The 23715-nt window shown below is 65.6% G+C and carries 23 protein-coding genes and 1 pseudogene; 8 read left to right on the top strand and 16 right to left on the bottom strand.

Annotation, left to right across the window (positions count from 1 at the left end):
• Positions 1 to 34 precede the first annotated feature (34 nt).
• Positions 35 to 745 carry a ligase-associated DNA damage response endonuclease PdeM gene (pdeM, locus tag ELY13_RS12150; protein ID WP_126174193.1) on the bottom strand — a complete coding sequence of 237 codons (711 nt, stop codon included), beginning with the start codon at positions 743 to 745 and terminating at the stop codon, positions 35 to 37.
• 44 nt (positions 746 to 789) lie between these two features.
• Between pdeM and hemF the strand changes: the two genes are divergently transcribed.
• From hemF to ELY13_RS12135, 3 genes are read left to right on the top strand one after another with little or no spacing between them, the layout of a single operon-like run.
• Complete coding sequence (gene hemF, locus ELY13_RS12145; protein ID WP_126174192.1) at positions 790 to 1647, top strand: oxygen-dependent coproporphyrinogen oxidase; 858 nt, start codon at positions 790 to 792, stop codon at positions 1645 to 1647.
• A complete protein-coding gene (locus ELY13_RS12140; RefSeq protein ID WP_126174191.1) occupies positions 1638 to 2108 on the top strand; it encodes a hypothetical protein in 471 nt (156 codons plus the stop codon). Before hemF ends, ELY13_RS12140 begins: the two co-directional genes overlap by 10 nt.
• 57 nt (positions 2109 to 2165) lie before the next feature.
• Positions 2166 to 4250: a RelA/SpoT family protein gene (locus ELY13_RS12135; protein ID WP_126174190.1), complete on the top strand. Its 2085-nt coding sequence runs from the start codon at positions 2166 to 2168 to the stop codon at positions 4248 to 4250.
• A 52-nt stretch (positions 4251 to 4302) separates the two neighbouring features.
• On the opposite strand, the gene ELY13_RS12130 is transcribed toward ELY13_RS12135, so the two are convergent.
• The 6 genes from ELY13_RS12130 to hisG all read right to left on the bottom strand — a co-directional run bounded on the left by ELY13_RS12130 (position 4303) and on the right by hisG (position 10875).
• Complete coding sequence (locus tag ELY13_RS12130) at positions 4303 to 5211, bottom strand: acyl-CoA thioesterase (protein WP_126174189.1); 909 nt, start codon at positions 5209 to 5211, stop codon at positions 4303 to 4305.
• 72 nt (positions 5212 to 5283) lie between these two features.
• Entirely contained in the window at positions 5284 to 7467 is a 2184-nt protein-coding gene (locus ELY13_RS12125) for a sodium-translocating pyrophosphatase (RefSeq protein WP_126174188.1), read from the bottom strand.
• 147 nt (positions 7468 to 7614) lie between these two features.
• Complete coding sequence (thiL, locus tag ELY13_RS12120) at positions 7615 to 8493, bottom strand: thiamine-phosphate kinase (RefSeq protein ID WP_164549791.1); 879 nt, start codon at positions 8491 to 8493, stop codon at positions 7615 to 7617.
• On the bottom strand, positions 8490 to 8939 hold the full coding sequence (gene nusB, locus ELY13_RS12115; protein ID WP_126174187.1) for a transcription antitermination factor NusB: 450 nt from the start codon (positions 8937 to 8939) through the stop codon (positions 8490 to 8492). Before nusB ends, thiL begins: the two co-directional genes overlap by 4 nt.
• Positions 8936 to 10222 (bottom strand): histidinol dehydrogenase, encoded by a 1287-nt coding sequence (gene hisD, locus ELY13_RS12110; RefSeq protein ID WP_126174186.1) that lies wholly within the window; start codon positions 10220 to 10222, stop codon positions 8936 to 8938. Before hisD ends, nusB begins: the two co-directional genes overlap by 4 nt.
• A complete protein-coding gene (gene hisG, locus ELY13_RS12105; protein ID WP_126174185.1) occupies positions 10222 to 10875 on the bottom strand; it encodes an ATP phosphoribosyltransferase in 654 nt (217 codons plus the stop codon). The genes hisD and hisG overlap by 1 nt, the downstream gene beginning before the upstream one ends.
• 41 nt (positions 10876 to 10916) lie before the next feature.
• Between hisG and ELY13_RS12100 the strand changes: the two genes are divergently transcribed.
• Positions 10917 to 12002 carry a DUF2332 domain-containing protein gene (locus ELY13_RS12100; protein ID WP_126174184.1) on the top strand — a complete coding sequence of 362 codons (1086 nt, stop codon included), beginning with the start codon at positions 10917 to 10919 and terminating at the stop codon, positions 12000 to 12002.
• 372 nt (positions 12003 to 12374) lie between these two features.
• On the opposite strand, the pseudogene ELY13_RS15195 reads toward ELY13_RS12100, so the two are convergent.
• A pseudogene (locus tag ELY13_RS15195) lies at positions 12375 to 12713 on the bottom strand (GIY-YIG nuclease family protein).
• 235 nt (positions 12714 to 12948) lie between these two features.
• Here ELY13_RS15195 and ELY13_RS12090 point away from each other — a divergent pair.
• Together ELY13_RS12090 and ELY13_RS12085 are read left to right on the top strand one after the other, a co-directional pair.
• A complete protein-coding gene (locus ELY13_RS12090; RefSeq protein ID WP_126174182.1) occupies positions 12949 to 13425 on the top strand; it encodes a hypothetical protein in 477 nt (158 codons plus the stop codon).
• A 260-nt stretch (positions 13426 to 13685) separates the two neighbouring features.
• A complete protein-coding gene (locus ELY13_RS12085; RefSeq protein ID WP_126174181.1) occupies positions 13686 to 13874 on the top strand; it encodes a hypothetical protein in 189 nt (62 codons plus the stop codon).
• Between the two features lie 28 nt (positions 13875 to 13902).
• Here ELY13_RS12085 and ELY13_RS12080 read toward each other — a convergent pair whose 3' ends face one another.
• From ELY13_RS12080 to ELY13_RS12065, 4 genes are all read right to left on the bottom strand, one after another.
• Positions 13903 to 14787 (bottom strand): pirin family protein, encoded by an 885-nt coding sequence (locus ELY13_RS12080; RefSeq protein WP_126174180.1) that lies wholly within the window; start codon positions 14785 to 14787, stop codon positions 13903 to 13905.
• 37 nt (positions 14788 to 14824) lie between these two features.
• Positions 14825 to 15562, bottom strand: coding sequence for a thioredoxin domain-containing protein (locus tag ELY13_RS12075; protein ID WP_126174179.1), 738 nt, complete (start codon positions 15560 to 15562; stop codon positions 14825 to 14827).
• A gap of 100 nt (positions 15563 to 15662) precedes the next feature.
• On the bottom strand, positions 15663 to 16376 hold the full coding sequence (locus ELY13_RS12070; protein ID WP_126174178.1) for a DsbA family protein: 714 nt from the start codon (positions 16374 to 16376) through the stop codon (positions 15663 to 15665).
• The gene (locus tag ELY13_RS12065) at positions 16373 to 16903 is read right to left on the bottom strand and encodes a DUF721 domain-containing protein (RefSeq protein ID WP_241233691.1); all 531 of its coding nucleotides are present in this window, start codon (positions 16901 to 16903) and stop codon (positions 16373 to 16375) included. The genes ELY13_RS12070 and ELY13_RS12065 overlap by 4 nt, the downstream gene beginning before the upstream one ends.
• Positions 16904 to 16932: 29 nt before the next feature.
• Here ELY13_RS12065 and mutY point away from each other — a divergent pair, with 29 nt between their 5' ends.
• Positions 16933 to 17997, top strand: a complete 1065-nt coding sequence (gene mutY, locus ELY13_RS12060; protein ID WP_126174176.1) for an A/G-specific adenine glycosylase — start codon at positions 16933 to 16935, stop codon at positions 17995 to 17997.
• 13 nt (positions 17998 to 18010) lie between these two features.
• Here mutY and ELY13_RS12055 read toward each other — a convergent pair whose 3' ends face one another.
• Positions 18011 to 18814, bottom strand: a complete 804-nt coding sequence (locus ELY13_RS12055) for a transporter (RefSeq protein ID WP_126174175.1) — start codon at positions 18812 to 18814, stop codon at positions 18011 to 18013.
• A gap of 153 nt (positions 18815 to 18967) precedes the next feature.
• Between ELY13_RS12055 and ELY13_RS12050 the strand changes: the two genes are divergently transcribed.
• A complete protein-coding gene (locus ELY13_RS12050; RefSeq protein WP_126174174.1) occupies positions 18968 to 19744 on the top strand; it encodes a DUF2243 domain-containing protein in 777 nt (258 codons plus the stop codon).
• A gap of 85 nt (positions 19745 to 19829) precedes the next feature.
• On the opposite strand, the gene ELY13_RS12045 is transcribed toward ELY13_RS12050, so the two are convergent.
• The 3 genes from ELY13_RS12045 to ELY13_RS12035 form a co-directional block, all read right to left on the bottom strand.
• Entirely contained in the window at positions 19830 to 20609 is a 780-nt protein-coding gene (locus ELY13_RS12045; protein ID WP_126174173.1) for a helix-turn-helix domain-containing protein, read from the bottom strand.
• A 308-nt stretch (positions 20610 to 20917) separates the two neighbouring features.
• Positions 20918 to 21931 (bottom strand): agmatine deiminase family protein, encoded by a 1014-nt coding sequence (locus tag ELY13_RS12040; RefSeq protein ID WP_241233690.1) that lies wholly within the window; start codon positions 21929 to 21931, stop codon positions 20918 to 20920.
• A 4-nt stretch (positions 21932 to 21935) separates the two neighbouring features.
• Entirely contained in the window at positions 21936 to 23621 is a 1686-nt protein-coding gene (locus ELY13_RS12035; protein WP_126174172.1) for a M28 family metallopeptidase, read from the bottom strand.
• Between the last annotated feature and the right edge of the window lie 94 nt (positions 23622 to 23715).

Here is a 23715-nt window from a genome sequence, read left to right as displayed (position 1 = left end):
AGCCGAATCGCACCGGCGCGCTAGGGGTTCCCGCTCATGCGGCAGCCCGCCAGAGCGGAAATTTCAACAATTTCCCCTGCGACGCCACCATAGCGTCGATTCGGTCCGCCGGCTGCATGGCGGAAACGATCGCCGGATCGGCCGCATTCATCCCGCCGGTCAGCGCTCCGAACGCAGGCAGGATCATCCGCCCGCCGCCGTTCGCGCCCCCGCTCACCACCGCGCACGGACGGCGAATCGCGCGTCCGCGCACCGTTACCTGCAGCCTTGGATGGTAATGGCCGGACACTTCCGGCCGCACTTCCCCCGCCTTCGTCTGGTGCCGCAGACGGATTCCGGCGATCTCCAGTTCCTCTGCCAGGGTGCCGCCGATCCCGCCGGCCAGATTGGCCTCGCCGGCCGCGTTCACATCGTGGTTGCCGGTGATCCACACCCAGTCGAGCGCCCGGGTCAACGCCGCCAGCATGCCCGCCGCGTGCGGCTCCAGCCGCCCGGCGCCGGCGCTGTCGTGGAAGTTGTCGCCCAACGTATAGACTCGCCGCGCACCCGTCTCGCGGACGGCCAGCGCCAGCCGCTCCAGCGTCTCCCGGCTATCATAGGGTGGCAGCATCTGGCCGGTGCGCGCAAAGAAGCTCGCCTTTTCCAGGTGCAGGTCCGCCACCAGCAACGCCGATTCGCGCGGCCAGTAAAGCGCGCGGCTTTCGGTGAGGGCAAACTCCTCACCAGCGAACGAAAGGGGAACCATCGCGCTCCCTTGCCGCAGGGCACCGGCAATGGCAAGGAAATCCCATGACTGACTGGACCTCCCAAACGGCACGCGCAAAAGACTGGTTCGAGTCCCTGCGTGACCGGATCTGCGCCGAGTTCGAAACGATCGAGCGGGAGGCAGGCAGCGGCGCCGCGTTCGAGTACACCCCCTGGCAGCGCCAGACGGAGGACGAATCGGAAGGCGGCGGCGGGGTTCGCGGCCTGATGAAGGGCAAGGTGTTCGAGAAGGTCGGGGTCAACGTCTCGACGGTGCAGGGTGAATTCGCGCCTCAGTTCGCCGGAACGATCAACGGAGCCGATGCCGAAAACCCCGGCTTTACCGCTACCGGGATCAGCCTGGTGGCGCACATGGCCAACCCGCACGTTCCGGCAGTCCACATGAACACGCGCTTCCTCACCACCGGCAAGGCATGGTTCGGGGGCGGAGCGGACCTCAATCCGCCGATCCCCTATGAAGAAGACACGCAGGCGTTCCACGCCGCCTTCCGCGCCGCCTGCATGAAGCACAACCCGACCTGGTATGACAGGTTCAGCAAGTGGGCCGACGATTACTTCTTCATCCCCCACCGCAACGTTTCGCGCGGGGTCGGCGGAATCTTCTACGACCATTTGGAAACGGCAGACGAAGCCCAGTGGGAACACCACTTCGCATTCACGAAAGACGTGGGCGAGGCGTTTTTGTCGGTCTTCCCGCAGATCGTCCGCCGCCGGATGGAGCAGGAATTCACGCCCGAAGAGAAGCACCGCCAGCTGGAGTGGCGCGGACGCTACGTGGAATTCAATCTGGTGTACGATCGCGGGACGCTGTTCGGACTGAAGACCGGCGGCAATATCGACGCGATCCTGATGAGCCTGCCGCCCGAAGCCACGTGGAGCTGAAAGCCCGCCGCAAACTGCTGCGGTTTCATATTTCGGGCGCGGTGATCGCTTCTGCCTGGCTCGGCAGCTTCCTTGGACTGTTCGTCGCGTTCGCCTTTTCGGCCGCGGGAGGGTGGACGGCGGCCGATATCTGGCGCTTTCCCCTGTTCATCATGGTGATGGCGACCGTTTTCGGCCTGCCCGCCGCCAGTCTGGGCGTGCTGCTGATCGGGCTGCCGCTTTCCTGGCTGTTTCGGAACGCTCGCCTGAGCGGGTGGTTCGGCTTGGCGAGCATGCTCATCGGCGCGCTTGCCGGACGGCTTTTTTTCCACCTGATCGATCTGGTGTTCCTTGCGCGGACGGACTCGTTGCGAAACTGGCGAATTGACGATCCAGGACTGCTGACGGGCCTGTTCACGGGCCTGCTGTGGTTCATCTTCGGACGAAAACTGTTCGAGTCCGCTCAAGCGCACCAGGGATAACACCTCAGGCCGGGTTTGCCGTTGCCAAACCGGCACCGTTCACCCCATCTAGCTGTCATGCTGCGCCAGTACGAACTTGTCGAAAGAGTGAAGGAATACGCGCCCGAAGCGGACGAGGCGCTGCTCAACCGCGCCTATGTGTACACGGTGCAGAAGCACGGCACCCAGAAACGCGCCAGCGGCGATCCCTACTTCAGCCATCCGATCGAGGTCGCCGGCCTGATGACCGACCTGAAGCTGGATCAGGAGACGATCGTCACCGCTCTGCTTCACGATACGGTCGAAGACACCCTGACGACCATCGACGACATCCGGAAGAATTTCGGCCCGGAAGTCGCGCGGCTGGTGGACGGGGTGACCAAGCTTTCCAAGATCGAGCAGATGCCGGAAAACGAGCGCGCGGCGGAAAACCTGCGTAAGTTCCTGCTGGCCATGAGCGAGGATCTGCGGGTCCTGCTCGTCAAGCTGGCCGACCGGCTGCACAACATGCGCACGCTCCACTTCATCAGGAGCCCCGAGAAGCGCCAGCGCATTGCCCGCGAAACGATGGAAATCTACGCCCCGCTTGCCGAGCGGGTCGGGATGTATGAATACATGCGGGAAATGCAGTTGCTCGCGTTTGAACAACTGGAGCCCGAAGCCTACGCCACGATCGTCGGTCGGCTGGAGCAGATCCGCAGTTCCGAAGGTGGGCAAGTCGATGCGATTGCTCTCAAGGTCAAGCAGGCGCTGGCTGAAGACGGGATTCGCGTCGAGGTGAGCGGGCGTGAGAAGCATCCCTATTCGATCTGGAAGAAGATGGCCGAGCGCCACGTCAGCTTCGAGCAGATCACCGATATCATGGCCTTTCGCGTCCACACCGAGTCGCCGGAGGATTGTTACCGTGCGCTCGGGGTGCTCCACCGGACCTGGCAATTCGTCCCCGGGCGCTTCAAGGATTACATCTCGACACCAAAGACCAACGGCTACCGGTCGCTGCACACGACGCTGATCTACCAGGGAGCGATGCGGGTGGAGGTGCAGATCCGCACGCGCGAGATGCACCGGTTGAACGAATTCGGCCTCGCCGCCCACTGGGCTTACAAGCAGGGCGGCTCCCGGCCAGACGGGCAAGTCGGCTGGCTGCGCGATCTGATAGAGATCGTGGACGCGAGCCACGACGCCGAGGAACTGCTCGAGCACACGAAGCTGGCGGTCTACCAGGACCGGATTTTCGCCTTCACGCCCAAGGGGGCGCTGTTCCAGCTGCCCAAAAGGGCAACGCCGGTCGATTTTGCTTTTGCGGTCCATACCGATCTCGGCGCCCACACTGTCGGGGCCAAGATAAACGGGCGCCACGTCCCCTTGCGCACGCCGCTCAGCAATGGCGACGTGGTAGAGATCATCAAGGGGGCCAATTCGGAACCGCAGCTTTCGTGGCTCGGCTTTGTCGTCACCGGCAAGGCCCGGGCAGCGATTCGCCGCGCGGTGCGCCAGAAGGAGCGGGCCGAGGTTGCCGAGATCGGCTCCAAGCTGTTCGAGCAGATCGCCGACCAGCTGCCGGCGAAGATCGGCAAGAAAGCCATCCGAGCTGCCGTCGAGCGGCTGGAACTCGCCGACGAAGAGGACCTGATGTTCGCCATCGGGGCCGCAAAGCTTTCCGACCGCGACGTGATGGAAGCGCTCGTGCCCGGCAGCACCGTCGATCTTCCCGAAGCACCGCGGGACGGACGAGCGGTCTCGATCAAGGGCCTGACCGCGGGAGTCGGCTTCGCGCTGGCAGACTGCTGCCATCCTGTGCCCGGAGACCGCATCGTCGGGCTCCGCCGGCCCGGCGAGGTGGTCGAGGTCCACGTGATCGACTGCTTCACCCTGGCCCGGGGCTTCGATACCGACTGGATTGATCTTTCATGGGGTGACCGATCCCATGGGGCTGTCGGACGTCTTCGGATCGTGCTGTACAATCGTCCCGGCACTTTGGCTGAAGTAGCCGGCATCTTCGCCAAGAATTATGCCAATGCACTCTACCTTGAACAAGTGGAACGGGACGATCCCTTCCACACATACGCGGTCGACTTGGAAGTGCAGGATCTTGCCCATCTCACCCGGATCGTAAGTGCGCTACGAGCCAGCGAGGCGGTAGCGGAGGCAGAGCGGGTCTAGTTCTGCCTCGCCGCGCAAGCCAGCAGGTAATCCCACTGGCCTCGAGATCGCTCTAGCTGGTGCCGGACTCTCGCCTTGACCGCCGCACCATGCCTTCCTGGGCCACGCTGGCGACCAACTGACCGTCGCGTGAAAAGATCTGGCCGCGCGCAAATCCCCGAGCCAGCCCCGACCAAGGGCTTTCAGTCACGTACAGCAGCCAGTCGTCCGCTCGCAATGGAGCATGGAACCAGATGGCGTGATCGAGGCTGGCCATCTTCACTTCCCCTTGCGCGAAGCTGAGGGAGTGCGGCAGGAGGCTGGTGCCGAGAAGCTGGAAATCGGTTGCATAGGCAAGCACGGCGCGATGGACGGCCTGGTCGTCCGGCAGACTGGCGACGGTGCGGAACCAGCAGTGAAGCACGGGTTCGCGCGCCTTGGGATTGAGCCATTCGCGTGGTTCGACGGAACGGAAATCGATCGGTCGCGGCTGAAGCCATAGATCGCGCTGCGGGCCTTCGACCCGGTCTGCCAGATTGCGCCGGATCTGGGCATCCGGCACAAGGTCTTCGGGCTGCGGCACGTCGGGCATCGCCGCATACTGGTGGGAAGGTCCTTCCTGAGATTTCTGGAAGGAGGCGATCAGGTTCAGGATCGGCTTGCCCTGCTGGCTGGCCACTACCCGGCGGTTGGAGAAGCTGTGCCCGTCAAGATCGCGCTTCACCCGAAATTCGATCGGCTCCTCCTCGCTGCCCCCCCGCAGGAAATAGGCGTGGAGTGAGTGCGTGAACCGGTCTTCCGGAACGCTGCGCCGGGCGGCGACCAGCGCCTGCGCGATCGCCTGGCCGCCAAAGACGCGCCCGCTCCCGCCTTTCTTCCGGCGTCCGATATAGCGGTCACCGCCGCGGTGTTCCAGATCGAGCAGCAGGACGAGATCCGCCACCAGTTGCTCGGGCGTAGGATCGCTGAGAATGGATGCCATCGATCCAGCGCTATTGCGCTGCACCATCGGGGTCAACGGATTCCCGACTGCTCCCATGAATTTGAAATCAATTTACCCTCCGGCAAGGGCGGCAAGCAGCAAAAGGGCAACAATATTGGTTATCTTGATCATTGGATTGACTGCAGGACCGGCGGTATCCTTGTAGGGATCGCCCACTGTATCCCCTGTCACGGCGGCCTTGTGGGCTTCGGACCCCTTCCCGCCGTGATTCCCGTCTTCGATGTATTTCTTCGCATTGTCCCACGCGCCGCCGCCCGAAGTCATCGAAAGGGCAACGAACAAGCCGCTGACGATCACGCCCAGCAGCAAGGCCCCCAGCGCGGCGAAACCATTCGCCAGCCCGGCTACCGCGGCGATCACGAAAAACACCAGGATCGGCGCCAGGACCGGCAGCAGAGAGGGCAGGATCATTTCCTTGATCGCCGCCCGGGTCACCAGATCCACCGTGCGGGCGTAGTTCGGTCGGCTGGTCCCGGCCATGATCCCGCTGTCGGCCGCGAACTGGTCACGCACGTCCTTGACCACGTCGCCCGCCGCGCGTCCCACAGCCGTCATGCCCATGGCGGCGAACAAGTAAGGCAGCAGGGCCCCGAGCAACAGGCCGACGATGACGTAAGGGTTCTTGAGGCTGAAATCGACCACCAGGGCTGGAAAGAACTCGGTCAGGTCGGTGGTGTAGGCCGCAAACAGGACCAGCGCGGCCAGACCGGCCGATCCGATCGCGTAACCCTTCGTAACCGCCTTGGTCGTGTTGCCGACCGCATCCAGCGCATCCGTCCGGCCGCGGACGACATCGTCGAGCCCCGCCATCTCCGCGATCCCGCCGGCGTTGTCGGTCACCGGCCCGTACGCGTCGAGCGCCACGACCATCCCTGCCAGCGCGAGCATGGCGGTTGCCGCGTAGGCAATGCCGATCAGACCGGCGAGCTGGTACGCAATGATGATTCCTGCGACGATCACCAGCGTCGGCAAGGCGGTCGCCTCAAGGCTGATGGCGAGCCCCTGGATTACGTTGGTGCCGTGCCCGGTCTCCGAAGCCCGCGCGATCGAGCGGACCGGGCGGTAATTGGTGCCGGTGTAGTATTCGGTGATCCAGATGATCAGGCCGGTGATGGCCAGCCCCAGCATCGCACACCAGAACAAGTCCCATCCTGTGAAGCCGCCGATCGTGGCAGTGGCGACCACGCCTACCGGCACATCCGCCACAGTGGCGACGCCGGCCGTTCCGACGACGACCCCGCCAATGCGCGCGCTCATGTCCCCCAGCGCCAGCCACATGGCGAAGCCGATCGCGGGGATGGACAGCACGGCCGTTACCAGGAAACCCTTGTACATCGCGCCCATGATGTTCGTGCCGCCGCCAAGGCGAACCGCATACGTGCCGATGATCGATGTAACGATGCACACGCCGCCGATCAGCAACGGCAGGCTCATCAACGCGAACAGGAGGTCCGGCGCGATGCCGGTGAGCAGCAGCGCCGTCAGCACCATCGTCGCGCCCACGGTCACCACGTACGTTTCGAACAAGTCGGCCGCCATGCCCGCGCAGTCGCCGACATTGTCGCCGACATTGTCCGCAATCACTGCTGGGTTCCGCGGGTCGTCTTCGGGGATGCCAGCCTCGACCTTGCCGACCAGATCGGCTCCGACGTCTGCGGCCTTCGTGAAGATGCCGCCGCCAAGACGCGCGAAGATCGAGATCAGCGAAGCGCCGAAAGCCAGTGCGACCAACGCGTCCACAACCGTGCGGTCGTTGGGAGGCAGATCGCCCGGACCGGTGAGAAGCCAAAAGAACACCGAAATCGCCAGCAGGGCGAGCCCGGCGACGAGCATCCCGGTTATTGCACCTGCCCGGAAGGCAAGCGTGAGCCCTTCCTGCAATCCGGTCTGCGCCGCGGCGGCCGTGCGCACGTTCGCACGCACCGAAATGTTCATGCCGATAAACCCGGCCGCGCCAGAGAGAATTGAGCCGAGCAGGAATCCGGCCGCGGAGACCGGAATTCCTCCACGGGGCAGATCCAGGAACAGGAACACGAGGATCGCCACACCCGCTCCGACCAGCGCGATGGTGATGTACTGCCGCCGGAGAAAGGCCTGCGCCCCTTCCTGGATCGCGCCGGCAATCTCCTGCATCCGCGCATTCCCAGGGCTCGCGCTGAGGACTTGCCGACTCGTGACATAGCCGTAAACGACGGCCACCAGGCCGAGTACAATCGCAATCACCACGAGGTGCATAAGCCCTCTCCCTGTTGCGTTATGTGCACCCGTTCTTCGCCGGGTCTGAAAGCGCAACATGACTTGAGCGGCTATTTGGCGCAAGCGATAAGAACACTGCTCCACCTCTACTTCCCGGGAGCAGGATTAATCCCCGAGATACGCCGATCAGTGCTGGTAGCCGAGATCTCTTGCCGCGGGCATCGGTTGGCCATCGAGCATGAGGGGAGCGGACGCGTCCGACCTCACGCTCCCGATCCGGGCCGCATCGACTGGCAGCGCCGTGTTGGTGTTGGCAGGGGCGGTGAACAGGAGCTCGTAATCGTCGCCCCAACGCAGTGCCTCGCTGCGGCGGTTCCCCGGCGCGGCGATTGGAACGGCGCAGGATTCCAGCGCGAGCGTGACCCCGCTTGCCTGCCCCATTCGCCAGGCGTCGAGCAGCAGTCCGTCGGAAATGTCCATCATCGCGCTGACATGGGGCGCGAGCAGCCGTCCTTCCGCAAGACGAGGCTTGGGACGGCGGTAGGCGCTGCTGTCCGCGCCCGTTCCCTCCTGCAAGGCTTCAAACCCGATCATGGCCGCGCCGATCGGGCCGGTGACGAACACACCGTCACCCGGCCGGGCATTCGAGCGCGAAGGAACCGGGCGGTGGGTGGCCCGCCCGATCGCGGTCAAGCCCCAGGCGCGCGGCGGTCCGCCGGAGACGGTGTCTCCGCCCAGCAACGGCACGTCGTAGCGGCCGAGGATTTCCTCCAGACCTTGGGCAAAGCGCTCATCGCCATCGCCCAGCATGTGGCCGAGCAGGACGCCGACCGGCTCCGCGCCCTTGGCGGCGAGGTCGCTGAGGTTGGTCGCCACCAGCTTCCAGGCGATGTCCGCAGGGTCCTGTTGCGGCAGGACATGTATGCCCTCGACCAGCATGTCATGGGTGAGGACCAGCGCCTCGCCCCCGAATTCTATAACGGCAGTATCATCGGCAAGGCCGCGCGCGCCGGGATGGCGGGCAAGGCCGCGCAGGCTTTCGATGAACGCGTGTTCGCGCTTCAACGCACCGCCTTGGCCACGGCGTCGAGCACGCCGTTGACGAACTTCGCCTCGCGCTGGTCGAAAAAGGCGTGAGCGACATCGACGTATTCGCTGATCACGCTGCCGACCGGCACGTCCGGGCGGGCGAGCAGTTCATAGGCTCCGGCACGAAGGATCTGAAGCATCGTGCGGTCGAGTCTCGGCAAGGCCCAGCCTTTGGCAAGACGGTCGGAAAGCAGGGTGTCGATTTCCTCCGCGCGCGCCGCGACTCCGCTGACGATGTCGTCGAAGAATTCGACTTCCGCCTCGACCATCCGATCTTCATCGATGACCTTGCCGAGCCGGTGCTGGTGAAACTCATCCAGCAGGCGGGCAAGCGGGGTCTTTTCCATTTCCCGCTGGTAGAGCGCCTGTACCGCCGCCAGACGGGCGGCGGAACGGGAGCGGGAGCGGGCCGACGCGCTCACAGCCGGACTCGCACGGACTGGGCGTGTGCGGGAAGGCCTTCGACTTCGGCCAGCGTCACCGCGGCCGGGCCGATCTTCGCAAGCGCTTCCTGGTCAAGGCCGATGAAGCTGGTTCGTTTCATGAAATCGAGCACTGAAAGTCCGCTGGAAAAACGTGCCCGACGGCCTGTCGGCAGCACGTGGTTGGGGCCGGCGAGATAATCGCCCACCGCTTCAGGGGTGTAACGGCCAAGGAACACGCTGCCGGCGTGACGGATCCGCGAGAACAGGCGTTCCGGATCGTCCACCGCCAGTTCGACGTGTTCGGCGGCGAGCCGGTTGGCCAGTTCGGGCGCTTCATCGAGGCTGGACACCGTGATGATCACTCCGTGGTCCTGCCAGCTTTTCCGCGCTGTTTTCTCGGTGGAGAGCATGGAGCACTGCACATCGACGGCATCGGCGACATGGCCGGCAAACACGGGATCGTCGGTGATCAGGATCGATTGCGAGGACGGATCGTGCTCCGCCTGGCTCAGGAGATCGGCGGCGATCCAGTCGGGATCGTTCTGCCCGTCGGCAATCACCAGGATCTCGCTCGGCCCGGCAACCATGTCGATGCCGACGACGCCGTACAGCTGGCGCTTGGCTTCGGCGACCCACGCGTTGCCCGGTCCGGTGACGACGTCGACCGGCCGAATGCGCCCCGTGCCATACGCCAGCGCCGCAACCGCTTGCGCCCCGCCGATGCGCCAGATCTCGTCCACTCCGGCGAGATGCGCGGCGGCAAGCACCAGCGGGTTGACCTCGCCATCGGGAGTCGGCGTGGTCACGACCAGCCGCCCTACCCCCGCGACCCGCGCGGGAATCGCGTTCATGAGCAGGGAGGACGGGTACGCAGCGCGCCCGCCCGGAACGTAAAGCCCCGCTGCATCGACCGCATGCCACTTCGCGCCCAGCCGCACGCCGGCATCGTCCACATAGTCGCGGTCCTGCGGCAGTTGCGCTTCGTGATAGGCGCGGATGCGATCCGCGGCGAAGACCAGCGCATCCCTTAAGGAAGGCTCCAGCGCCTCGAACGCTTGGGCGCAGGCTTCCGGCGCAATCCGCCAGCCGGCATCGCCTGCAAGCGAGTGACGGTCATAGCGCCGCGTCAGCTCGACCAGCGCCTCGTCACCCTTGGCTCGCACCCGCGCCAGAATATCCGCGACGGTGCGCGCGACGCTGGTGTCACTTTCGCGCCGGTCGGCGACCAGCCGGGCGAACTGGCGCTCGAAATCCGGATTCTGCGTGGAAAGCTGCAGCATCAGGCGGCAGCCTTGTGCGAAAGGGCGCGGAAGCGTTCGACCAGGTCCGCCACCCGGGACTCCGTCTTCAGGGCCGCACGATTGACGATCAGGCGCGCCGAGACCGGCATGAGGATGTCGGTTTCGACCAGGCCGTTCTCCTTCAGCGTGCGGCCGGTGGATACCAGATCGACGATTCGCCCCGCCAGCCCAAGCGATGGAGCCAGTTCCATCGCCCCGTTCAGCTTGATGCATTCGGCCTGGATGCCGTGCTGTTCGAACCACCGGCTGGTGATGTTCGGGTACTTGGTGGCGATCCTCAGGTGGCTGGCGTGACCGGAAGCGGCATCGGCGTCCTTCGGCTCGGCAATCGAGAGACGGCAGTGGCCGATGTCGAGATCGACCGGCGCGTAAAGCTCGGAATACTGGAATTCCTCGACCACGTCGGAGCCGACGATCCCGGCCTGCGCCGCGCCGAAGGCAACGAACGTGGCGACGTCGAACGCGCGCACCCGGATGATCCGCATGTCGCCGCTTTCGGACGCGAAGCTGAGGGACCGGTTGGCCTTGTCGTGGAAGGCGCTTTCCGGCACCACCCCGGCCTGCTCCATCACGGGCAGCGCTTCGTCGAGGATGCGCCCTTTGGGGACGGCGAAGGTTAGCGGCTCGGGCATGGGCGCGCATGTAAGGTCAGGGGCGGCAAAGGGCAACTCGAATGGCGGAACAGGAATCCCGGGCGGTGATGGAGATCGCCGATGTGGCAGAGGCAATCCGCTGGCAGGCGGACCACGCGGAAAAGGCCGATGCGCCGAATACCGCGCGGGTGGTCCGGGGCGAACTGGCGATCCTGCGCACCCACACCGGCCTTGCCGCCCGGATGAACGGCTGGGCGGGCTTGAGCCTTGAGGACGCAATGCCGCTGCGGGTCGCGGGCGGGCTGCACCACTTGTTCCTGACCCGAGAGGACCGGCGGCTGGGGCCGGTTTATGCCGGGCTGACCACCGATCAGGCGGCGGTCGATGCGCTGGTGGCGGACCTGGCGGAAAAGTACGACGCGCGGCTGATGGCCTGGCTGGACGGGCCGCCGCAGACCAACGAGGCGGGCCGGTCCGCCAGCATCATGGCGGGCCTGCTGTGGCTGTCCGACAAACTGGGGCCGAGGTTCGAGCTGAACGAGATCGGCGCCAGTGCGGGCGTGAACACGATGATGGAGCGGTACTTCTACGATCTCGGCGGCGTGAAGGTGGGCCCGGCCGTATCGATGATGCGGATCGTGCCGGAGTGGCGCGGACCGCCGCCACCGGACGCGGGAGTGGAGGTTGCGGCGATTCGCGGCTGCGACGTCGCCCCCGTCGACTTGTCCGATCCGGAACAGGCCCTGCGGCTGAAGGCCTATGTCTGGCCCGATGCGCAAGTGCGGATGGCGCGGATCGACGCGGCGATCGCACTGGCGGGCGAGCAGGCGCCCGACTTGCGCAAGCAGGACGCGGCGGAGTTCGTGCGCGAGCGGCTCGCCTGCCCGCAGCAGGACGGCGTCACCCGCGTGCTGTATCATTCGGTGATGTGGCAGTACCTGCCCAAGCCCACGCGGCAGGCGATCACCGAGATGATGGAGCAGGCAGCCGAGGACGCGAGCGCCGACCGGCCGCTCGCGTGGATCCGGCTGGAGACCAACCGGCAGACATTCCGGCATGAGCTTTCCATCCGGTACTGGCCGGGCGGCGGGGAGTGGGTCCGCCTTGGCGAAGCCCACCCGCATGGCGCATGGGTCGAGTGGTACGGAGAGCCTCGCCCCGTCTGACCGGGAGCGCGTGAGGTTGACACACCTGACATGTCCTACAACCGGGTGTCAGGCTGAAAAGCCACGGTATCCTGCGGGTTTGCGGGGCGAAAACGACAAAGGGACGCGCGCGGAGAAAATAAAATATCCTTTCGTGCAGGAGTAAGGATCGGAAAGCCCTGCCTGTTTGATCAAGGAGCGGCATAGGGCAGACGGAAACGACGATGGCAAAGAGCCTGCCGGGTTTGAGGCAACGCTCGCGGTGTAGGAAAGCGGTGACGCGGTTCCGTTTCCGGCCGCCACCCCGTTTCGGCGCAAGAGTAATTGCGGGACAGAAATCGACCGAAAGCATGGAGGTGCGAATGTCCGCTTACGACCCATATCAGACATTCGTCATCCCCGCGAAGGCGGGGATCCAGTCGGCGCGAAGGATGCAAAGCCGATATCCTCTGCAAGGTCGCACCGGTCGGGGTTCCCGTGTTCGATCAGCGCGATCTTCCAGGCGCGATTCTATTTCCTGATCCGCTTTTCGGGCAGGATCGCCTGCTCCATCGTCCCGTGCGGTTCGAACCAGACGAGGTGTTTCACGCCGTACTTGCTGGTGAAGCCGGGCAAGAGCCTTTCGCGATGCTGATGAAGGCGAGTAAGCAGATTCGACGTGACGCCGATATAGAGTGTGCCGTTCCGGCGAGAGGCCAGCAGGTACACGGTTGGGGCGAAGCCGTGGTGCACGCAGCCGTTGCTACTGGATTCCCGCCTTCGCGGGAATGACGAGAGGGGGAGGTCCGCTTTCGCCCCAAGGGCGGACATTCCGCCATCCTTTGCAGGTGTCGAGAAGGGGCGAGCGCAAAGCTAGAGGATGTTCAACCTGTTCGAATCCTTGCCGCCGTGGACAATTCGCCTGTTATAGGTGGTTACAGGGATAAGGGTCTGCCCAAAGTCAGCCACGCCGCCTAGGGCTGTTGTTATGATGTCAGTGTTCAGGGTTACTTCGGCCGTCCTCGCCATTGGTCTTGCCGCTTGCGGAACTCAAGAAGAACAGGCTGCATTCGAAGATGGATTGATCAACCGGCCGGACGCTCTGCAATATGCGGTCTCTGCATCCCTCGATGACGAAGTGATGCTCATTGAGCCCTCCGAGAGGGCAATCAGCGCTGCCCCGGACATCCTAGGCATTGGCGATACATCTCTCCTCGATGCAGCAATCAAATGGTGCGATACTGGCGGCTTTGCCGTTGTTACGGCATCACCCCATTCGCTGGTGATTATCGTTCCTTCCGCTGGCTCATGGCTGTGGCGAAGCGATGATCCGGCTGCGCGCAATACGGCTTATCTGGACTGCGTACGGAAACACACCAATGAGACTTTTCGCGCGACACTTCATCCCAATGCGCGGGGAATGGTAAGAGCGGGGAACGGGGCACCTCTAGGTCTGAAAGACTAATCCCCATACATTTGTACATCGTTGATCCCAATGATGTGAGTGGCGGACTGTGGCTGTCTGGAACGTCCGCTTTCCACCCGTTGCGGACATTCCCTTCTTCGTCATTCCAGCGCAGGCTGACATGACGACTTTGATGGCGAAGTCGTACGTTCGCTTTCCGCCCCATGTTGGACGTTCGCTTCATCCCCCTGCCCGCACCAAGGCACTGGCGCGCGGCGGTGGATCGGGTATGCTGGGACACACAAAAAAGGGAGAAGGCCATGTTCGTCAGGTTCACTGCCCCCGACCGGGTGCCCACGGTCGTCAACGCCTCGCAAGTCAGCTATGTCTCGGAAGTCGAGGGCGGGACGCGCATCCGCTTTGGCGAAGGGCGCAGCGTAACTGTGGTGGAGCCGCTGGACGAAGTGTTCGAGCGGCTGAACCGGACGCAGCAACTGCCGATGGAATAAGCCGCCGGGCGCGGGTCAGCTGGTCCTGTCAGGGGTAGCTGACCGTCTTGGGCTTGTCCGGCAGCGGGATGTATTCCTCCGCATCGTCCGGGACCTTGGGAAAGCGGCCCGCCCGCCAGTCTTCCTTGGCCTGTTCGATCCGGTCACGGCTGGAGCTGACGAAGTTCCAGTACACGTAGCGTTTGGTCGCGAACGCTTCCCCGCCCAGCAGCATGACCTTGCCGCCGGACCGGGAGGACAGCGTCATCGCTGCGCCCGGTTTCAGCAGCACCAGCGTGTAGAGATCGATCGGCTGGCCATCCAGCGCGGCATCCCCGCCCGCCAGCAGCACGGCGCGTTCATCGGCCTCTGCATCGATCGGCACCGATCCGCCGGGGGCGAGGTCCATTTCGGCGTAGATCGTTTCGGCATGGGTGGTGACGGGAGCGCGGCGGCCCCACAATTCGCCCATGATCACGCGGGCGCGGGCTTTTCCGTCGTCGATCAGCGGCAGGTCGCTCACCGCCTCGAACGCCGGGTCGATGTCTTCCCGCCTATCGGGCAGGGCCAGCCAGGTCTGCATGCCGTACATCGCCGCGCCGCTGCCGCGTTCGTCGGCGGGGCTGCGTTCGGAATGGACGATGCCGCGGCCGGCGGTCATCAGGTTCACCGTGCCCGGGCGAATGGTGGAGAACGTGCCCAGGCTGTCGCGGTGATCGATCGCGCCGTCGAAGATCCAGGTGACGGTGGCAAGGTTGATGTGCGGGTGGGGGCGCACGTCCATCCCCTCCCCTGCGTCGAGCCGAGCCGGGCCGAACTGGTCGACGAACACGAACGGGCCGACCATCCGGCATTGCGGGCTTGGCACCGCGCGGCGGACCTGAAAGCCGCCGAGGTCATGCGTCACCGGGGTCACGATCTTGAGGATGCTCATGCGAACTCCTGTTGCGGCCCCGGTGGATGCGGCGGGACTAGGCGCTGGGCGCGCCCTTCTGGCGCAGAATGGGGTCCAGTTGTTCCCAGCTGCCGACGTCGAGCTTGTTGCCGTTGAGGAAGAAGGTCGGCGTGCCCTGCACGTCGAGTTCTTCCGACTGGGTCTGCGAGCGTTCCGCAATCTGCTGCGCAAGATCGGTACGAGCGAGGCACTGCGTCGCCTGTTCCCGGCTGACCCCGCGCGCGGCGACGAAATCGATCAGACCGGTCGCCTCGGCGATTTGCTGGAACTGCTGCGCCGGCGGGGCCTGCATCGCCTGCTGCAACGCCTGCGGATCGTTCTGCACGGACTGCATGATCTGCGGCTGGTTGGCCCAGAATTGCGAGGCCAGCGGCTGGAAGGTCGCCGGATCGCCGCAGCGGGCGAGCAGCGCCATCGTCATGTCCAGCGGATCGTGCACCTGGTTGCGCAGTTCGAAGCTGACGGCTCCGGTGCTGACGTATTCCTCGATACCCTCATGCGATTCGGCTGCGAAGTCGGCGCAGTGCGGGCAGGTGTGGGAGGCGTATTCCACCAGTTTCAGCGGCGCGTCCGGGTTGCCGATGCGAAAGCCGCCCTCCGGCGTTTCCGCCGCGACGTCGATCCACTGCTGCCCGGCGGGCGGCGGCACCGCGGTGACGACCGAGGTCGGGACGTTGCTTTCGCTCGATTCGCCGCAGGCGCCGAGAGTCAGCAGGAGCGGCAAGGCAAGACCGGCAAGGGCAAGGCGTTTCATCGTGGCAGTTTTCCCGTCATGAAGAATGGGTTGGCAGTACCCGATAGACAGCGGCAATCAAGCGTTCACTCACCCGTGCCTCAGCCGGTCAGGCGCCCGCTTAGTTCATCCGCGTGTCGAGCGCCTGCTTCAGCCCGGCCCAGGTGTGCACCTGGTCCAGCAGCTTGCCGTTCAACACGAAGCTGGGCGTGCCCTGGACCTTGTAGGTCTGCCCATCGGCCTGCGACTGATTGGCGAACTTGTCCACCCGCGCGGGGTCGGACAGGCACTGATCCACCTGCGTGCGGGAATAGCCGCGCTGCTGCATCAGTTCGTAGAACCTGAGATCGGCGGAAATCGCCTTGAACCGGTTGGCCAGCGTGCCGGTGCTCCAGCGTTGCCGCTGTTCCGGCGTGGTGGCGCGGGCCGTGGCCATCCAGTCATCCTGAGCGGCGAAGATCGCGCGGTGATTGCCCCAGAAGCGGCTGGCCGGACCGCATTCGGCCAGCAGCACCGCGGTCATGTCGATCGGATCGCGGATGATGTGGCGCACTTCGAGCGCGAGAGTGCCCGGCTGCACGTAGGCCGCGCGCAGGGGCATGTCGCTTTCCCCTTCGAAGCGGGCGCAGTGCGGGCAGGTGTAGCTGACGAACGTGATCAGCCGCGTATCGGCCTGCGGGTTACCGAGGACGTGGGCTCCATCGCGGGTGACGGAGCTGGTCGCGGCCCAGTCCGGCGCGGCGGCGGCAGGCGCGGCCCCGATCGGCGCGAACGCGGCGAGCGATGCGAGGGCGGCGGCTCCGATCCCGGCCAGCCTGTTGCGAGAACGCTTCATTCTTTCCCTTCCCTTTGCGTGCCGAGGCTGCGCGCCAGGGATTCCAGCACGGTGCGCAGCTCCGGATCGCCGATATCGCGCAAGGACTCCCCCAGTTCCATCGGGATCGGCTTCAGCGACGGCGGCGCGGCGGGACGCTTTTCAGCAACCGGCGGCTTAACCTCCCCTTGCCGAAGCTTGACCTTGGCCACGGCCTTGTAGCCGAAGAAGCGGTTCACCCGCTCGATGATTTCCGGCGTGACGTGCTGGATCATCGGGGCGTGGGCGGGCAGGACCACCAGTTGCAGGATGCCGTCGCTCTTTTCCCCTGGGGGGAAGCGGATCGCTTCGGGCGCGCAGACTTTCGCGTGGGTCGGGCCGACGATCTCGGACCAGCGGGTGACCACGTTCGACTGGACGAATCCAAAGCGGCGGAAGGCTGTGCGGCCGATCTGCGGCATCAGGTCGGCGATCGCGCGCGCCGGGCCACCGCGCGGGCGTTCGTACTGGCGGGCTTTCTTCTGGGGCTTGGCGGGTTCGCGTTCCATCGGTGGAGGCGCCATGCCATAGGCACGCCATGGATGATAGAGCCGGCACGATCCCGGAGCGTCTGCTCGGCTGGTACGATGCCCATGCGCGCCGCCTGCCGTGGCGGGTCATGCCGGGCACTGTGTCGGGCGAAGAACCCGCCCGAAGCCCGCCCGATCCGTACCGCGTGTGGCTGTCCGAAGTGATGCTGCAGCAGACCACCACTGCCGCCGTAGCGCCGTATTTCCTGAAGTTCACCGAACGCTGGCCGACGGTGGAGGCGCTTGCCGCCGCGCCGGAGGAAGACGTGATGGGCGCGTGGGCGGGGCTGGGTTACTACTCCCGCGCCCGCAACCTGATCGCCTGCGCGCGCGAAGTGGCGGCGCGAGGGAGCTTTCCCGAAACCGAAGCAGACTTGCGCGCCTTGCCCGGCCTTGGCGCCTACACTGCCGCTGCCGTGGCCGCGATCGCGTTCGGCCAGCGGGCGGTGGTGGTCGATGCCAATGTGGAGCGAGTCGTCGCCCGCCTGTTCGCGATTGCCGAGCCCCTGCCCGCCGCGCGCAAGGCGATCCGCGAAGCGGCGGAGCGGATCACGCCTGAGAGCCGCCCCGGCGACTTCGCACAGGCGATGATGGACCTCGGCGCCACGATCTGCACGCCGCGCGATCCGAAGTGCCTGCTGTGCCCGGTCGCCGCGCAGTGCGAAGCGCGGGCGAGCGGCGATCCCGCCTCTCTCCCGGTGAAACCGGCGAAGAAAGCCAGGCCCCAGCGGCGCGGCACGGCCTTCTGGATCGTGCGGGACGGGCACGTCTGGCTTGTGCGGCGGGACAAGCGCGGCACGCTGGGCGGAATGCGCGCGCTGCCGGACGATGGCTGGAACGCGAGGGGCGACGGCACGGGCGAGCCGCCCCTGCCCGGCGAGTGGCGCACGGCAGGGGCAGTGGCCCACGTGTTCTCCCATTTTGCCCTGACGCTGGAAGTCAGGGTCCGTGCCGGGAACCAGCCGGGCGACCCGGAAGGGGACGGCGAGTGGTGGCCGGCCGAGCGTCTGGAAGAAGCCGGCCTGCCGACGCTGTTCGCCAAGGCGGCGCGTCTGGCGCTGGCCGGAGGATGATCGTCCGCCGCGATCAGAACAAGTGCGAGTACCCAACGGACAACCCGACATCCGGCGCATCGTTGAGGCCCACGGTCGCCCCCACGTCGAACTGCTGGTCGGGTGACGGGAACCAGGCGGCGGTCAGGGTGCCGGAAAGCGGGGTGGTGCGTCCATCGGGATCGTGATCCCGCCCCGCCAGCACTTCCGCGCTCAAGCCAATCGCTTCGGAAACCGTGACACCAAGGCCTGCCGCGGCGCTGTAGGCCAGATGCCGCCCGCTGCCGTCGCTGTCCGTCGCTGCATCGATCTGCGGGGAGAATTGCAGGCTCAGCCCGTCACCGAGATCGTAGCTCATCGGTACGAGCACGCCCGCGCCCCAATCGCCCGCGCCAACGGGTTGGCGGCCCACCGGGAGCAGGGCGAAAGGCTGCACCGCGACCGAAAAGCCGCTGCCGTCCGGATTTTGAAGATTGGCCTTTGCGCCGACCAGCACGTCGCCTGTGCGGCTTACGCTGTCGACCGCGCCGGTAACGGCGTTGCGCGTGCGAACTCGCCCGAAAGGAACCCAGCCCACCAGCACTTCTACCGTCTCCGAGACGCCGACCCTGACCAGCGTATCGCCGAGGCGCAACGTGTCCGTGCGCAAATCGGCCTGATCGTCGCGTTGCCAGTCGGCGAACCCGAATTCCACGGCCACCCGGCCCGGCGCGATCGTGCAGGCCGGCGTGTTCGGGCCGGGCCGCGAAGGGCAGAATGGACGCTCCTGCTCCTGCGCCAGCGCGGGCGATGCCGCAGCCATCAGGGCCAGCGCGAAGGCTGCGGTTGCTCTCAACATGATCGTGCATTCCCCTGATTGGCGTGACCGGCCGGTCCCTGGAACAGCGCTTACCAAAGCTTCAGTTCCCGTCGAGCCCGAAAAGGCCGCTTTCAGGAACGCGGCACCCGGAGCCATTTCGGCCCCGCGGCGTTGGCAGGCAGGAGGATCGCGATGCCAGACCGCTCAGGGCCAGAACGCTCAGGCATTCGTTGGGCTATTGTCCTGGGTTTCGCGCTGGGCGGATTCTTCGATGGCATCGTGCTCCATCAGATTCTCCAGTGGCACCATCTCCTGAGCCTTGTCCCCGGTGTCGATACCATTCGCGGTCAGGTGCTGTGGGACGGCTACTTTCATGCCCTCATGTACCTCATCGCGGCCGCCGGGCTGTGGGGACTGTGGCGCACGCGCGCGGGCTTGCAGCAGCAGTGGGGACGCTCCCTGGTCGGCGCCCTGCTTGTCGGGTTCGGCAGCTGGCACATCGTGGACAGCGTTCTGTCTCACTGGCTGCTGGGGATTCACCGGATACGGCTCGACAGCCCCAACCCGCTGATGTGGGACCTCATCTGGCTTGCCGCTTTCGGCGTACTGCCTTTCGCCGCCGGCTGGCTGCTCCTGCGCAGCAGACGCGGTCGCTCCGATGGCAGGCGGAGCGCGACGATGGCTGTCTTGCTGGTCGGGCTGCTGACCGCCGGGCTGGCAGCGTGGTCGTTGCAGCCGCCCAAGGGGCAAAGGTTCACCACCGTCGTGTTCGCGCCGGGAGTGCGGCCCGCCGACGTGATGAACGCCATCAGCGCGCACGATGGGCGGCTGGTGTGGAGCGATCCGAAGATGGCGGTCGTCGTGGTCGACGTGGAACAAGCAGATCGGCTGAGCTTCTACCGCCACGGCGCCATGCTGGTGAGCGGTTCGGGCCTGCCCAACGGGTGCTTCAACTGGAGCCGGGCCTGAACAGCGCCAGCGCATGATGGGGAGCGAACTGACTCCCTTCCGGCGGCTGACACAGACGAGAGCCGCCGTCGAGTCCGGTGCTCTTCTAGCGTATGAAGTACCCTGCCACTCTCCAGCCGGACGGGTCGCGAGCGAGAATGACGGTTTCGATGGCACCGCTCTTGCGGGCAAAGTCGGTTTGGAACTGAAGGATCTCATACTCGCCTGCCGGGGCGCCGGGAAGCGAGTTGGCCTTTGTCACGCTCTGGAAGGTGCGAGACGAAACCGGACCGAGCGGTTGCCGTACAGACTGAACCGTCGAAGCCCATTGCGAGGCGGTGATTTGCGACTTGAACAGGGCAGCGGCCGTGCGCCAGGTCTCTTCCCAGCGTTCGCGATCAAGCAGGCTCACCCACTCACGAGCCGAGCTCAGGCTGGCTGATGCAGAAGCGTCGGCAACTGCGGAAACCCGAATTGAGCCCGCCGCATCTGGTGTGGTGTTCCCGTGAAAAGCTGACGAGAGAGCGACTGCTGCAATCACAAGCGACATGATAAACATTCCTCCGCTTAACCAGACAAGCCGATGACCTGCGCGGTGCGCGCTGCTTGCCTTTTGAGAAGAAGGCCCGTCATCCGCTTCGTCGGCCACCCCGAAAAACGTGTCCGCCAAGAAATCGGGGGGACCCTGCTCCGCCTCCGCAAGGAGTCTCGCCGCTTCTCGGCTGCTTGAAACGTCAAGTTTTCTGCGCGCATTGCGCAACCGCTCGTTAACGGTGTGAACCGAGAGTTCGAGGTGGCGCGCGATTGACTTGGCGTCGTGCCCGCTGACGAGCAGCCGCAACGTTTCTTTTTCTCGTTCGGTAAGCGTCAGGATGCCGGTGCGCATCGAAAGGTGCTCATCAGCTCCATGCCGACGACCGTACGAGAAGACATTCCGACTTTCCAGCGATGTTCAACGGGGCCACGCCATCGCGGCGTTACTGGTACCACGACGGGAGCCAGAACGTCGGCTACAGGATGAGACGGGCGTCCCGCAGCGACCGGCATCGGCCAGAGCCTCGAAGGTGCAGCCCGATCAGCTTCGCTTCCTGGCGATGGTGGCGTTGAGATCGGGGTCCTTGTTCGCCGCCCAGCCGACGAACTTGCGCACGTGGGATTGGGCAGCAGGCCCTCCACTCCCATCCCGTGGCACGCTCAGCCGACTTGGCTGCTGGCGTCTTCCGGCAAGCTTGGCATTTGCTGGCTGGCGCAGTGGAAGCCGCCGCCTCCGGCCAGCACCGCGTCGGCGGGAATGCCGATAGCGGCGCGGTCGGGGAACAGGCTGCCCACCGCCGCCACGCCGTCCTCATCGTGGATCGTGTTGTAGGTCGGCACGACGACGAGGTTGGTAGTGACAGCGAAGTTCATGTAGCTTGCCGGCTCGACGATCGGCCCGGCCTGGACCCGGCCCGGCGAAGGCACGTCCCGCACGGCCAGCCCGAAGTCGCGCGCCCGGTCGCGCGCGTCGGCGTAGATGCAGGCGTTGGGATCGTCCGGCCCGGTCGCCACCGGAACCGCGATGGTCCCGGGCGCGACGAACCGGGCAAGGTTGTCCACGTGCCCGTCCGTGTGATCGTTGATCAGGCCGTCGCGCAGCCACAGGACGCGGTCGAACCCCAGGTCCGCCCTCAGCCGCGCCTCGTTGTCTTCCCGGCTCAGCCCCGGATTGCGATTGGGGTTGAGCAGGACTTGCTCGGTCACGGCGACCAGACCGGTGCCGTCCGTGTCGATGGCCCCGCCTTCCAGCACCCAGTCCGCCACACGCAGCGGCAGCCCGGCGTCTTCGGCCAGGTCCGCCCCGATCGTCTCGTCCCCGTCCATCAGGAACTTGTTGCCCCAGCCGTTGAAGGCGAAGCGGCGCGCGGTCCGCCTGCCTCCCTCGAACAGGACCAGCGGCCCGGTGTCACGCAGCCAGATATCGCCATACACGCGCCGTTCCAGCGTCACGGCGCTGCTGACCAGCGCGCGGGCGCGCGCCTCGCTTGCCCCATCGCGCACGATCAGGCGGACGTCCTGTCCGCTTTCGGCCACGGCGTTGGCGAACGCGGCGATCTGTTCCTGCGCGCGGGACAGGATCCCCGGCCATTCCGCCTCATCGTGCGGAAAGCCGATCCACAGCCAGTCCTGCGGATGCCATTCGGGCGGCATCTGCCCCGCGCCGGTGCTCATCGCCTCAGCAGCCCACCGTTGCGGCGGCGCAGCTTTCATCCCGCGCGCGGCGGAATTCATCGCCTTCGTACCAGTTCGGCCAAGCCGTGGTTTCCGCCAGTTCGCGGCCCAGGATGTAGAACAGCTTCAGGTCCTGTTCCGCCCCGCTCCAGTTCCAGTTGGGATCGTACTCGTCGCTCGGCTGGTGATAGCGGTTGGTGGTGTAGTCGCTGGCCCAGGCTTGTCCCGCGGCGCGGCCGCCGTCGATCAGGTCATCGCCGCTGTCGATGTAGAACATCGGCACGCCGCGCTTGGCCAGGCTGAAGTGGTCGGACCGATAGTAGTAGCCCGCTTGCGGGTTGCTGTCGGGCACTGCCGTACGGCCGACCGTCCCCAGAGCGCGGGTGAGGTAGGCGTCGAGTTCGCTCTTGCCGCCGCCGATCACCGTCACGTCCCGGGCAGGGCCCGCCAGCGACAATGCATCGATGTTGAGCCCGCCGACCGTCTGCGCCAGCGGATAAACCGGGTTGGCGGCATAGTAGTCGGAACCGAGCAGGCCCGATTCCTCGGCCGTTACCGCGACGAACAGCAGCGATCGGTCCGCCGGGCCCGCCTTGCGGTGCGCTTCGGCCAAAGCGACCAGCGCGGCGACGCCGGTGGCGTTGTCGATCGCGCCGTTGCAGATGTCGTCCCCGGTTGCATCCGGCTTGCAGCGGCCCAGGTGATCCCAGTGGGCTGTCTGCAGCACGTATTCGTTCGGCCGCTGGTTCCCCGGCAGGACGCCGACCACGTTCTTCGACTGGAACTTGCGGATGGTGTTGCCGAAGTTCGTCGACACCTTCAGCCCCAGCGGGACCGGCTTGAATCCAGGCTGCCGCGCCTGTGCGGTCAGCGCGTTGAGATCGCGGCCGGCTGTCCTCAGGATCTCCTGAGCCGCGGGTTGCTGGACCCAGCCGTTGACCAGGGTCTGGTCCGATCCGCCGTTGGCGCGCTGGGCATAGACCTGCGGGCCCGACCACGAGCTTTCGACCACGTTCCAGCCGTAGGATGCAGGATCAGTTTCGTGGACGATGATCGCGCCCGCCGCCCCTTGCCGGGCGGCTTCCTCATACTTGTAGCTCCAGCGGCCGTAATAGGTCATCGCCTTGCCGCCGAACCGGCCTTCCAAGCTATCGCTTTGCCAGTCGGGATCGTTGACCAGGATCACCGCGGTCTTGCCGCGCATGTCGACCCCGGCGTAATCGTTCCACCCGCGTTCGGGCGCGTTGATGCCGTAGCCGACGAACACCAGTTCGCTGTCCTGCAGGTTGGTGCGCTGATCTTCGCGGTAGGTCGCGCCGACCCATTCATCGCCGTAGTCGTAGCTCAGCCGGGTGCCCGAAGGTCCGGTAACGACCAGCGGCTGGAAGTTAGCGCCGGTGATCTCCACCAGCGGCACGTCCTGCACCCAGCGGCCGTTGTTGCCGGGCTGCAGACCAGCCTCGGCGAACTGGGCCGCGATATAGGCGACGGTTTTCTCTTCACCCGGCGTTCCGGGAGCGCGGCCTTCGAATTCGTCGGAAGCGAGCACGCGGGTCACTTCCTTCATCGTCTCGATCGAGATTTCAGGAAGCGCGGCCGCGGCTACCGGAGCCGTTTCCGGCATCGTGGCGGTGGTCGCGCAGCCGGCCAGCCCGGCAAGCGCGGTGGCGGCAAAGGCAAATCGGATCATTCGTCTTCCTTTTCGCGGGCGAGAGTGCGCCAGTCCGGCATCAGGCTATCGTGCCTGTCAGGCTTGCCCTCGGGCGCCCGGCCATGCACTCAGG

Origin of the sequence: Altericroceibacterium xinjiangense, assembly GCF_003958635.1 — a bacterium.
Taxonomy (GTDB): domain Bacteria; phylum Pseudomonadota; class Alphaproteobacteria; order Sphingomonadales; family Sphingomonadaceae; genus Altericroceibacterium_A; species Altericroceibacterium_A xinjiangense.
Note: the sequence above shows the minus strand (reverse complement) of the source record. Positions and strands in the feature narration are given on the sequence as shown.